The following is a 12,412-nucleotide window of genomic DNA, read 5'->3' as shown; positions in this document are numbered from 1 at the left end:
AACAAGATGCCCAATATTTTAAATTTAAACTCTGATCATGTTCAGTACGATCCAAATAATTTATTGAACAAGTTGATTGACCAATTACATTTAAAAAATGATGCTGAACTATCAAAAATGCTAGAGGTAGCACCGCCTGTCATTAGCAAAATCCGGCATCATAAGTTATCTGTTGGTGCCTCGCTGATGATCAGCATGCATGAAATCAGCAATATCAGTATCAAAGATTTACGAGCGTTGATGGGGGATACGCGTGACACGTTTTTTTCCTCTGCAACGTTATAAATTAATCGCCCCTGCCTTTTCGTACCATACGTGACACGGGGTAAGACGATGTTTTAGTGGAATTGAAAGAACTTAAATAAAGAGGTATTGCCATGCAAATAGAGAATATAAAAATACGAGGAATGAGTTGTGAGGGCTGTGCCCAAAAAGTGCTACAAGCGCTGCAAGCCGTTCCTGGCGTTAACGATGTCACAGTCTCGCTTGTAGATAGTGATGCTAACGTACAGTATGACGAGGAGAAGAGTTCAGTAGATCAATTAAAAGCTGCTGTTCAAGACGCTGGCTATGATGTCGATCCCACCAATATTACCGCTGGCTTGACACTCAAAAATGGTTCTTCCAGCTAGATACAATTAAGGTCGCTGTTTGCTCCACAATCGGTGTTTTTCTTCAGTTACTCGGGCGGAAATTACTGCAGTGGCAGACTCGGTGATGAGTAGGCGCAAATGTGCTTTAACAGCAGCATTGTCTACTCGCTGCATGAGTAATTTCTGTCATGCTTACTATATCCATTCGAAAAATACCAAAACCGCCGTTTAACTGAACGGATCAGCAAAGTATTTCTAAAAATACGCGCAACCACTTGTTTAAAAGTTGAGATCACTATACAAAGATCTCGCTTATATGCACTTAAGTATGTGGCGAAATTTTTTATTCTAGGTGCGTCAACGTACATAACGGGACGCTGCTTTCACGTAGTCTGGCTGCATCGAACCAGATTTTGCAATAGATGGCATTACAAGTAATGCCACAAAAATATCCAATTGCAAACTTGCAGCTAGTGCTTATTATCGAAAGTCTTACAATATGATTACCGTCTTAAGTTTTTTCCCCGTCTTGTCGCTGATTGACAGTGTTACGGCATTAATCACACCTCGCCTGTTAACCACGGTCGTAAGTATCAATACGGTGACGATTAATTTAGTTCACTTCATGGGTATTACTAATTTTTTATAAAGAAGAAAAATGCGTCGTACAACTATTGCCCTCATCACTATCCTGATCGCCGTACCTGCAGTAGCGTTTATCGTGATTACGAATTTCGATTGGAACCGTGCTAAGCCTTGGTTGAACGAACGTACCAGCGAAGCCTTGGGCCGATCTTTTGTTATCAAAGGTGATCTGACACTGACGTGGGATAAACAAGCCGTAGGACCAGAGCTGGATCGCGGTTGGCGTGGGATTATCCCTTGGCCACATCTGATTGCAAAAGATGTGCATATCGCAAATCCGGCGACGATGATGACACCAGCGTCAGAACCAAAAAATCCTGCAACTTTGACGACCAAGACAACTTCAGCATCAACCTTGACCGTTGTCCCGGAAGAAATGGCAAGCATTCAGCAATTTGCTTTTTCGCTAGATCCTTTGGCCTTGCTGGGCAAAAAGATTGTCGTTCCTGTACTACGTTTTGATGGCACCGTCGTCAATTTATTACGCACTGCTGATGGTAAAAATAACTGGACTTTGCCCAGCGGTGCTCAAGCCTCGGCTTGGCAATTAGAATTAAAACGTGTGGTATTTAGTAAAGGCAGAGTGCATCTGATGGATGCAATCAAACACGCAGATATGACGGCCGATATAGATACAATCAATACCGACCCCGCCTATGGTGTGACTTGGAAATTACATGGCAAGTTTAATGGCGATACCGTTAGTGGCAGTGGTAAAGCTGGCGCCATTTTATCGCTGCAACAGCAGACTGCACCCTACCCTATCGTAGCAAATATAAACGTCGGCAAAATTATGGTGAATATTGAAGGCTCGATTACCAAACCGACCGATTTAGCCGCGCTGGATATGCGTTTAAAACTCTCCGCACCAAGTATGGCACGGCTGTATGCGCTCAGTGGCGTTGTGCTGCCAGAGACGCCACCGTTTTCTACCGAAGGCCATTTGATTGGTACGCTTGGTAAAAATAATAGCCATTGGATCTATGAAAAATTTAGCGGCAAAGTAGGCTCTAGCGACATTGGCGGTAGTCTTGATTTTAAAACCCGGCCTGCGCCTGACCGGCCTTTATTATCAGGTGTGATCGTATCGCAAGTACTGCAATTCTCCGACTTAGGGGCGTTGATAGGCGCGGACTCTAACGCGAATAAAACAGAGCGCGGTGCAGCGGCAGTGCAACCTGGCGATAAAGTGTTACCGGTTGAGACCTTTAAAACAGAGCGCTGGACCAGCATAGATGCGGACATTCAATTTAGTGCAGAAAAAATTATCCGTGAAAAAGCACTACCCATCAATAAACTCACCACCAACTTACATCTGAAGGACGGCGTACTTAATTTATCCCCTTTAACTTTTGATATGGCAGGTGGCACGCTCAGCTCCGATATCCATCTGGATGGCAGCGGCAAAACAGATGCCGCAGGAGATCAAATAGCAGCAAATCCAACGGAAGAAAAGCAGCCAACCGCAAAAGCATTAAAGGCAACGATGAAAGTCAGTGCCCGTCATTTAAAGCTTAAACAATTATTCCCGACACTAGATGCACTGCAAGCCAGCGTGGGTGAAATCAACGGCGATGCATCTTTGTCAGCAACCGGCAACTCCATCGCCAGTTTGCTAGCAGCATCCAATGGTGAGGTTAAAACCCTGATCAATCAGGGCAGTATCAGCAAACGTTTGTTAGAGCAGATGGGGTTAAATATCGGCAATGTCGCGCTAACTTATCTGTCAGGGGACAAGCAAGTCAAACTTAATTGCATGGCAACCGATTTTGCCGTGACTAATGGCGTGATGCAAACCCGTACTTTTATTGTTGATACCGATGATGCCGTTTTAGATGTCAGTGGCAATGTCAATATGGCGCAAGAACAATTAGATTTGACGATCAAGCCGAATAGCAAAGGGCTGCGGGTTTTTTCACTCAGAGCGCCGCTGTATGTTCAGGGTAGTTTTAAAGATCCCAAAGTCAGCGTAGACAAAGGTGTGCTGGCCTTAAGAGCCGGTGGCGCGATTGCGCTGGCGGTGGCCGCACCCGTTGCTGCCTTGCTTCCTCTGATTAATACAGGCCCTGAAGCCGATAGCGGCTGCGCCAAATTACTGGCAGAGGCCAGAGTCACGCCGGTGGCACCAGCGCCGGGTAAAACTTATCGTGCTAAGGCTGCTGCTAAGTGAGGGTTGCGTAATTGCTAGCTAATGCGCTGGCTGTTTCGGCAGTGTTCGCCTAGTGTTTTCTTAGGCAGCTTAACGCCCCTACTTTGACCAAATACTAGCTTAGTTTGCTTGGTGCGCATGGCGCACCCTACGATATGCAAAAAACATATACTCCCCATTATTTTTAGTAAATATGCCTTAGTGTCCAATGATTACTTGGACACTCTATATATACTAATAGAGGTATATTACGCATCTGCGATTTATTAACGGCAAAAAATCACCCGAAAACAGCGAATAAGCAGATAAAAAGCGGGTGCTATTTCTGCTCAGGTCGCATGCGGTGTGTGACATCCATGCCTATTCCACGGTAGCCGGTAAACCTTGCGGAAGTGTCGAACATAGGCTCACCACTGACTTGCAGATATTGGATCGTTCCGTCGGCATTGGTGCGGCTATAGACAAAATCTAAAAAAGGCCGGCGGCTGGCGATATTGGAATCTAGCTGCGCTCGTTCGGCGGCATTCCAGCCTGCCAAGGCTTTGGGGCTCGCCCCTAACATATCGTCAGCATCAATCCCTAACATTTCAAACACGGGGCCAGAGATGCTAGTGAAGTTGCCTTGCGGGTCTTGCTCCCAATACCAATCGGACGACAGTTCGGTAAAACTCTTGAAGCGGGCTTCGCTCTCGCGTAATTCTGCGGTGCGTTCCAGCACGGTTTGCTCTAGGACCTTGTTGTAGTTATCCAGTCTTTTGTAAAGCAAACGTACTTCCAGCATATTGTGAATACGAGTTTGTACTTCTACCAAGTCAAACGGTTTGCTGACAAAATCCTTGGCACCGGCTTGCAGTGCACGTAGCTTGTGACCTGGCTGTGCGGTGATGACCAGCACGGGTAAATAACCGCTGGTGTCGATTTTTTTTAACTCTTCCATCACTTCAAAACCGTCCATCTCGGGCATTTGCAAATCCAGCAAGATCAAATCAAATTTGCTCGCTGCATGTTGATCGCATACCGTGCGCGGGTCCATAGTGGACGTGACATTGGTATAGCCGCGGCTGCTCAGCATTTGCTCCAGCAGCATGACATTGGCTTTTTGGTCATCGACGATGAGGATACTGGCGTTGAGGATCTCGGCTGCTTCTAACATGAGTTTCTTCCAAAAATTCGATTATTTTCTATTGCTCTTTATTGCAATGATCACTTACCCGTCATCTAATATAAACCTAAGACAAATATCAGTAACGTCATGAAGGCCAAAAATCTTACAAATCGCGCTCTTTACCACCAAGTCCATGCTCGGACGCGTAACGCAATGCGACATCCAGCGCATCCATAAATTCATTCACTTTAATCGGCTTGGTCAGATAGCGGAAAAAGCCTGCCTTGAGTCCGTTTTCTATATCACGTGGAATTGCATTGGCAGACAAGGCCATCACCGGGATATGCGCTGTCGTGGCATCATCATGCAAAATCTTTAGGGCACCATAACCACTTAAACCTGGCAAATTAATATCCATCAAAATCACATCGGGCTGGTAAGTGCGCGCCAGCTGAATCCCGAGATGTGCATCTACCGCAGTCAATAATTTAAGGTCGCTACGGCGTTCAATCAATTGCTTGATCAATGCCATGTTGGCAGGATTATCCTCAACATATAACAAAGTACGTTGATAGGCTGAGGTATTGATCCCATTCGACGTTTTTACTACAGCGCCGTGCTCTGTACTTATGTCTTCGCCCATTTCTCCGAATATTAACTTAGGTGCGCTAGACGCGGACAATTCAAACCAGAAGGTACATCCAACATCGACGGTACTTTCTACACCTATCGTACCGCCCATCAACTCGACTAATTGCTTGGTGACGACCAGACCAATACCAGTACCTTCTTCGCCGCCAGATTCTTTTCCAAGGCGATTAAACGGCTGGAATAATTGCGTCAACTGATCTGGCTCTAAACCTTTGCCGGTATCACGCACACTGACCCGTATTCGGTTTTCGCCATTCATTTGGCATTGGATAATCACTGCGCCGTTATCCCGATTATATTTAATCGCATTCGACAATAAATTGACTAAAACCTGTTTGACCCGCGTACGGTCTGCATGTACATAAAACAGATTCTCTACACTTGGGAATGTCATTTGTATGCCGCGCTTTTGCGCTTGCGGCTCCATCATCATGCGACAATCTTGCAATACATCGGTGAGCGACATGGACTCATGCGACATGGTGATTTTGCCAGACTCAATCATGGCCAGATCGAGAATCTCATTAATCAAACGCAGCAGATACCAACCGGCCTGCAATATCTGGTCTATGGATAATTTTTGTGCCGGTGTCGGTGATGGTGTTTCTGACTCCATCAATTGTGCAAAACCTAGTACTGCGTTGAGCGGCGTACGCAGTTCATGACTCATGCTGGATAAAAATTCTGACTTTGCTAAGTTGGCTTTTTCAGCTGCCGCCTTGGCGCTTTCTAACTCCACATTATTCTCTTGCAGGGTATGCTCAAATTGCTTGCGTTCGGTGACATCACGAGCCGCAGCAAATACACCTTGCAAATTACGGTCACGGTCATGGAAGGTGGTTGCGTTATAGGATACTACGGTCTCTTTGCCGTCTTTGGCATGCGCGGTCAGCTCGTAATTGGTGACTTTGCCTTCTTTTAATGCACGAGTAATAGCTGCCTCGGCACGATCTGGGTCTGTAAAATAATTTTTGAACGGAACGCCAATCAATTCATCGCGGGTACAACCGGTTAATGCTTCCATCTGCTGATTAACGTCACTGATGATGCCTTTAAGATCGGTCGCCATTAGCGCATCAACATTTGATTCAATCAATGAGCGGGTATAAAACTGTTGGTCGCGTAGTCGCTGATCGAGCAAGGCTTGCTCTGCCTCGACTTTTTTACGGGCGGTATTATCAGTCCCAATCAAGAGGTAACCGATGACTTTATTTTGTTCATCGCGTAAAGCACTTACCGAAACAATCGCAGGAAAACGGCTGCCGTCATTGCGGATATAAGTTAGCTCATAAATATCCTCTATGCCGCGAGAAGCTTTAAAAACTAAGGCATCAAATCCAGGCGAGATCGGTGTCTCTAATGCGGCACTTAAGGCAGCAGCGCGGGCGATCACTTCGCCCTCATCCGAGATACTGGATGGTGTGATTTTATTTACTACATCAATCGCTTTATAGCCGAGCATGTGCTCTGCCCCGACATTAAAAATCTGGATTACACCTTGTGCGTCAGTCGCAATGACGGAGAAGTTAGCGCTATTGAAAATCGCATTTTGCAGTGCCTCAGCTTTGAGCACAGGTTGTCGGCCGTCGTCTATAGCTTGCTGAAGTTCTGAGCGTCCGCGCATTGCCAATCGGACGCGCAAGGCTAAAAATACCAAGATAGCGAGTAATAAGACGGTACTGACTACAATGATTTTTAAACGCATTAACTCGCTACTTTTACGCTCGGCTAACAGGCGTTGTTCTTCTTGAGTCGCTTCGTCAGTAAATTGACGTATTTGGATGGCCGTATCGCGGCCATCATTTAATAGAGGGCGTGCTCCCTCAAAACCTTGCGTGTCGAAAACGGCCTGGCTATCTACAAACATATGGGCACGTTTGTCTAATACGATTTGGAGCTTACGGATACGTTCTTGCTGCGCTGGGTTATCTCTGGTCAATTCAGATATTTGCCGGAAAACGATTCTTAGTTCTTCCAACGCTGAATCACGTTCATCAAGAAAATGTTTTTCTTTAGTCAGAAAATAGGCCCATTGCCCATTCTCTGCCCTATCAATCTGAGAGCCTAGGGCATCCAGTTTGGCAATTACCTCGCGGGTATGCTCTACCGAGGTAAAAGATGCTGCAGGTACGGCAATATTCCAGGCCATGCCGCCCACTAGTAACAGCACGACGAGTGTCATACCAAAACCAACTAACATCAATCTTTCAATCGATGATTTCTTCATTACGAGCATAAATTCTGACCTTGATACTTTTTGTAGAGCACAAACCAGAGCGCTAACCTCGGCTCAAACAAGGTAACGGCGAAGCCGTCAAAAAAATAATAAAACGGAGATAAAGTAGAAATAAGGCAGTAGAGATTTAAAAGCGAATCAAAAACTAATCAACGTTGACGCACGTCCGATAACAAGCGGGCAAATTCTTTTTTTACTACGCCATAGCATTCACAAACTTTGTCTTCAAGACCGTTTCTATTGACGACGGTGATGTGCCCGCGGCGGTAACTAATATAGTGCTCTTGCTGTAACTTGCCTGCCGCTTCGGTAATACCTTCACGTCGTACACCTAAGGTGTTGGCAATCAGTTCTTGCGTAATCGTCAGCTCGTTAGACGGTACGCGATCCAGAGTCAGCAACAGCCAGCGACAGAGTTGTTGCTCTACCGAGTGATGCCGGTTACAGACCGACGTTTGTGACATTTGGGTCAGCAAAGCCTGGGTATAGCGCAACAGCAAACGCAGCACTGGCCCGGCACGATTAAACTCAGCCATCAAGATGTCGGCCTTAAGGCGATAAGCATGACCACCCGTTTGCACTATCGCACGACTAGGCGTGCTATTACCACCCATAAAAAGAGAAACTCCAATAACGCCCTCGTTACCAACACCTGCGATCTCCGAAGAACCGCCGTCTTCTAGCAAATAGTGCAAAGAAATAATAGAGGTCGTTGGAAAATACACATGCGCCAGCTTGCCACCGGACTCATACAGCACATCGCCGAGTAACATGGGTACTAGTTCTAAATGAGGGGACAGTCGGTCATATTCCGCATCGAGTAAAGCGGCTAATAAATGATTCTGACTCGGGTGATGTGCACTGGCCATAGAAGATTTTCTGTTTCCAGTCATGAGAGTGAGGGGACGTCGCGCAGGAAAATTTTTGACAACGGAAGGTAACACAATTACGTGAGGTCTTTGACTATATTCTACCTTGCACAATACCGTCTGTGCGCTACCGAACATAAAAGTGAAAACGCATAGCTAAGTAGTTTACCCTATATGCGGGCGTGATTCCACTTGATTACAAAACCTAAGTGCTTGATATCAAATGCATATACTCATGATAAGTATATTTATATCGTCCATATAATGATTGGACAATAAGGTATTTTTTAAAAAAAAGAAGGGGAGTATATTCAATAACTGCATACAGTTGAGACTGGAATAAGCGATAAATAGAAAAGTATCGCTATCTATTTTGCCTTAAATAACGGCTCTTTCGTATGTTAAAAGACGTGCTTTGAGAATGTCACCATTAAAAATGATTTTTAGTTAACAAGCTTAAACTTAAGTTAGTTAAGCTAAAACTTCCATTCGTATGTTCGCGATCGCACATACACGACGAGCCGATCTCATTAAAGTCTTCTTTGATTGATAGCTGCGTCCAATGAAGGTCGTGGCCAAGTCTGCCCTCATGTCAATACGTTGTTTTATCGGCTTGCTCTATAGCATTGCCATAGCATGTACTCATTAAAAGCCGCGCAGTCTTGCGTTAAAAGATATTGCTGAAAGACCATCGTGGATAAACTATTTCGCCGTATTCGCTTCTCGGTCTCGGTCTCGGCCCTGATTACTTTAGTGATCGGTCTGAGTCTGACGGCCTTATTGTTTGCATCGATACGACGGGTGGAATCTGAGCGACAGAGCAACCAGTTCGAGCAGAATGCCAAATTATGCTCGGTGGCGGTATCAGAGGGTCTGCATGATGCAGCTGAGCAATTGATGGTGCTAAATCAATGATTCCGTAGCGTGGGTGTGGTAAGTCGCGAGCAATTTAGAAGCTTCACCGCGCCGCTGCTACAACGCTATCCGCAAATTCAGGCACTGAGTTTTCAGCGTCTTGTCATGCAAAGCGATCGCCAGATCTACGAAGCAAGGATGCGTCAGCGCCTGCCCAATTTTAAGCTGACCGAAGTGGTCGATGATGAGCAAAAACCTGCTGGCCTGCGTGATAGTTACAACGTCATTGAGTACATAGAACCGAGCGCGACCAACGAGCAGCTGCTGGGCGTTGATACCGCCATTACGGCGGATCAGACACAGGCCAGACTGCGTTCACGCTCCACGGGTCTGGCAACCGCGACCAGCCTGATACCGGTCATACAGCATAAAACCTGGCACACAGGTTTTATGCTGATGGTGCCGGTGTATTTGCAAGGTGCGCCGCTAGATACCGCCGCATCACGCAATCGCGCGGTGATTGGAGAAACCGCAGCAATCTTGCGGGTAGATCATTTGATCGACAGCATACTCGGCAGCCGAGGTTTTTTAGCCATGCCGGGCTTGGCGATCAGCATTTATGCAGGGCCGGGGAATGATCCACAATATCTGGCATTCCAGCACGATGCTGCCTCTGATCTATTACCTAATAACCCGACCGCTGTGGCTGATAGCGCTGGCGCTGGAAGTATAGATGGAACTACAGCGGGAACTAAAGCTAGAGCACAGCCAAACACCGACAATAATTTCTCTTTGCTACCACGCTGGCTATTTTATGATCGCGCTGTCACGCTCAACGATAATTTCACATTAGGCGGTAATCCCTGGCACATTGAGATTGCAAAAACACCCGTGCTGTTTACGGCCAATAATAATGGCTCTTTATATGTGCTGTTAGGTGGCATCTTATTTAGTCTGTTAGCAGCCGCGTATGTTTATTCATTAGTCTCACGCAAGGCCATCATAGAACGGGTGGCGGGTGAGCGTACCGCAGCCTTACAATTTGCCAACCTACGTTTATGCGAAGATTTGGCACTGCGCAAACGCACAGAAAAATCTTTACGCTTGCGGGAAAAGGTGATTGAAGTATCGTCCAATGCCATCATCATTTGCAGTGCCGACGCACCACATTACGCGATTGAATATGTTAATCCGGCTTTTGAGAATATCAGTGGCTATACCGCAGCTGATGTCGTCGGCCGCAGCCTGGAATCTTTGCAAGGCAGCGGTCAGGATCAGCAAAATATAGAAGAGATACGTACTGCCCTGCGTGAGCAGCGCGAGGGGCATGCACTGCTGCGTAATCACCGCAAAGATGGTAGTGGTTATTGGAGCGACCTTTTTATCGCACCAGTAAAAGATGATAGCGGCATCATCAGCCATTTTGTCGTCGCGCAATATGACATCTCGGCGGTAATGCGGTTTGAGGCCGAGCTGGAGTTCCAGGCCAAACATGACAGCCTGACTGGCCTTGCCAACCGCAATCTCCTGCGCGAACGCCTGACCCAGGCGATTAGCAACGCCAACCGGAATAAAAATAGCACCGGGGACGGCAATAGCAACGCCAATAACAATTCTATCTGGGTCGTGTTTGTTGATATTGACCGTTTTAATTTTGTGAATGACACCCTTGGCCATGAGGCCGGCGATGAACTATTAAAAACTTTGGCTGGACGCTTACAATCTGCAGTGCGCGAGGCCGATACGGTAGCGCGACTTGGCGGCGATGAGTTTGTCCTGGTGCTGCCAGAGCAAACTGACGATGGTAATACTAATACCAATGGCCTCGCTGTATTACAGCAGATCATGGATGCCATCGCTCAACCGTTGATGCTAAGTGACTATGAATTTTTCTTAACTTGTAGCATCGGCATAGCGACCTATCCTTTGGATGGCGTAACGGCAGAAGGTCTGATCAAACACGCCGATATCGCCATGTACCGCGCCAAAGAAATGGGCCGTAATAGCTTCCAGTTTTATACGCCGGCAATGAACGAGCGCACGCTGGACCGGCTAAGTATCGAAGCCGATTTACGTCACGCATTAGAGCGCAATGAGTTGGTGATCCACTACCAACCACAGATCAATTTAAGCAATGGACGCATCGTCGGGATGGAGGCACTACTGCGCTGGAATCATCCGGTACACGGTATGATTGCACCAGCACGCTTTATCGGTTTGGCAGAAGAGATGGGCTTAATCATACCGATTGGTGCTTGGGTTATCCGCACGGCATGTCTGCATACCAAAGCGTGGCACAACGCTGGCTTTGCGCATTTGCGAGTGGCGGTCAATTTATCTGCCCGTCAGTTCACACAAAAAATGCTGGTGCAATCAATCTCCGATATTTTGGATGCGACTGGATTAGATGCCTCATCCTTAGAGCTAGAACTGACAGAGAGTATGGTGATGAGCGATGTTGAAAGCGCGATTGCGATTTTGCGCAATCTGAAGAGCTTAGGCATCCATATCTCTATCGACGATTTTGGTACCGGCTACTCTAGCCTGTCGTATTTACGACGCTTTCCGATTGATGTACTAAAAATTGATCAGTCCTTCGTTAATGATATTACGGTGGATGCCGATGACGCTGCCATCGTTGCATCAATCATCTCACTTGCCCATAGCCTGCGTTTAAAAGTAATTGCAGAGGGGGTCGAAACTACCGAACAATTAGACTACTTGCGGGCACATGGATGCGACCAGGTGCAAGGCTATTTATTCAGCCGCGCCGTTGCCGCCGATGCGTTTGAAAAACTGCTGGAATCCGAGCGAAGTTTGTTGCAGACGACTGAGTAAATGATGGATTATTGATGGATTATGCTGGCCTGCGTGGCCGATGATCTAAGTAGATGCCTAGCCTAATTATTAGCTGATTACGCGTAGCAGACTGAAGTACGATCGACCACATTTTTTAAGAGTAACTAAATATACTCCCAATGGGTATATTTAAGTTGTCCATATAATCCTTGGACGATAGACTAATTTCTATAAATTTAATGGGGAGTATATTTATATCAACTGACGTTCAGTTTAAATACTGAGTCGGTTTTCAGTTCATTTTTTGTCAGCGTAACAGCTAGCTTGTCGTCTAGTTTCCACATCAAATCTCGCTGAATGCAGGCATACAGTCAGTACCTTGCTAGCGCCCGCCGCCCTCCAGAAAATACGATACCCAAAAGTATTCGTAACAGCACTTTAAAAGCTAAATAAAAAAATTAAATACTACGTGCGCTAACGTACAGAAGTAAATCGAGCCAAGCCTCAATC

The 12,412-nt window shown here is 46.3% G+C and carries 9 protein-coding genes; 6 read left to right on the top strand and 3 right to left on the bottom strand.

Annotated features, from left to right (window positions below):
• Nucleotides 1-6 precede the first annotated feature (6 nt).
• From RGU72_RS00925 to RGU72_RS00910, 4 genes are all read left to right on the top strand, one after another.
• Complete coding sequence (locus RGU72_RS00925; RefSeq protein WP_322117953.1) at nucleotides 7-285, top strand: hypothetical protein; 279 nt, start codon at nucleotides 7-9, stop codon at nucleotides 283-285.
• 92 nt (nucleotides 286-377) lie between these two features.
• Nucleotides 378-632: a heavy-metal-associated domain-containing protein gene (locus RGU72_RS00920; protein WP_322117952.1), complete on the top strand. Its 255-nt coding sequence runs from the start codon at nucleotides 378-380 to the stop codon at nucleotides 630-632.
• A 460-nt stretch (nucleotides 633-1,092) separates the two neighbouring features.
• Entirely contained in the window at nucleotides 1,093-1,242 is a 150-nt protein-coding gene (locus RGU72_RS00915) for a DUF3096 domain-containing protein (protein ID WP_322117951.1), read from the top strand.
• Between the two features lie 9 nt (nucleotides 1,243-1,251).
• Entirely contained in the window at nucleotides 1,252-3,408 is a 2,157-nt protein-coding gene (locus tag RGU72_RS00910) for an AsmA family protein (protein ID WP_322117950.1), read from the top strand.
• Between the two features lie 298 nt (nucleotides 3,409-3,706).
• Here the strand turns inward: RGU72_RS00910 and RGU72_RS00905 are convergent, their stop codons facing one another.
• The 3 genes from RGU72_RS00905 to RGU72_RS00890 all read right to left on the bottom strand — a co-directional run bounded on the left by RGU72_RS00905 (nucleotide 3,707) and on the right by RGU72_RS00890 (nucleotide 8,248).
• Nucleotides 3,707-4,540 carry a response regulator gene (locus tag RGU72_RS00905; protein WP_322117949.1) on the bottom strand — a complete coding sequence of 278 codons (834 nt, stop codon included), beginning with the start codon at nucleotides 4,538-4,540 and terminating at the stop codon, nucleotides 3,707-3,709.
• A gap of 115 nt (nucleotides 4,541-4,655) precedes the next feature.
• A complete protein-coding gene (locus RGU72_RS00900; protein ID WP_416200090.1) occupies nucleotides 4,656-7,370 on the bottom strand; it encodes a PAS domain S-box protein in 2,715 nt (904 codons plus the stop codon).
• Nucleotides 7,371-7,528: 158 nt separating this feature from the next.
• Nucleotides 7,529-8,248 (bottom strand): Crp/Fnr family transcriptional regulator, encoded by a 720-nt coding sequence (locus RGU72_RS00890; RefSeq protein ID WP_322117948.1) that lies wholly within the window; start codon nucleotides 8,246-8,248, stop codon nucleotides 7,529-7,531.
• Nucleotides 8,249-8,941: 693 nt separating this feature from the next.
• Between RGU72_RS00890 and RGU72_RS00885 the strand changes: the two genes are divergently transcribed.
• Together RGU72_RS00885 and RGU72_RS00880 are read left to right on the top strand one after the other, a co-directional pair.
• Nucleotides 8,942-9,163, top strand: a complete 222-nt coding sequence (locus tag RGU72_RS00885) for a hypothetical protein (protein WP_322117947.1) — start codon at nucleotides 8,942-8,944, stop codon at nucleotides 9,161-9,163.
• Between the two features lie 9 nt (nucleotides 9,164-9,172).
• Nucleotides 9,173-11,941, top strand: coding sequence for an EAL domain-containing protein (locus RGU72_RS00880; RefSeq protein WP_322117946.1), 2,769 nt, complete (start codon nucleotides 9,173-9,175; stop codon nucleotides 11,939-11,941).
• The last annotated feature ends 471 nt before the right edge of the window (nucleotides 11,942-12,412 follow it).

The organism is Undibacterium sp. 5I1, assembly GCF_034314085.1.
Lineage (GTDB): Bacteria > Pseudomonadota > Gammaproteobacteria > Burkholderiales > Burkholderiaceae_D > Undibacterium.
This window is presented reverse-complemented; position numbering and strand designations above follow the sequence as displayed.

Bases quoted from the DNA above. Each gene is read 5' to 3' on its own strand.
- RGU72_RS00925 (WP_322117953.1), top strand. From the start codon at position 7: ATGCCCAATATTTTAAATTTAAACTCTGATCATGTTCAGTACGATCCA.
- RGU72_RS00900 (WP_416200090.1), bottom strand. From the start codon at position 7,370: ATGAAGAAATCATCGATTGAAAGATTGATGTTAGTTGGTTTTGGTATG.
- RGU72_RS00905 (WP_322117949.1), bottom strand. From the start codon at position 4,540: ATGTTAGAAGCAGCCGAGATCCTCAACGCCAGTATCCTCATCGTCGAT.
- RGU72_RS00910 (WP_322117950.1), top strand. From the start codon at position 1,252: ATGCGTCGTACAACTATTGCCCTCATCACTATCCTGATCGCCGTACCT.
- RGU72_RS00890 (WP_322117948.1), bottom strand. From the start codon at position 8,248: ATGGCCAGTGCACATCACCCGAGTCAGAATCATTTATTAGCCGCTTTA.
- RGU72_RS00915 (WP_322117951.1), top strand. From the start codon at position 1,093: ATGATTACCGTCTTAAGTTTTTTCCCCGTCTTGTCGCTGATTGACAGT.
- RGU72_RS00920 (WP_322117952.1), top strand. From the start codon at position 378: ATGCAAATAGAGAATATAAAAATACGAGGAATGAGTTGTGAGGGCTGT.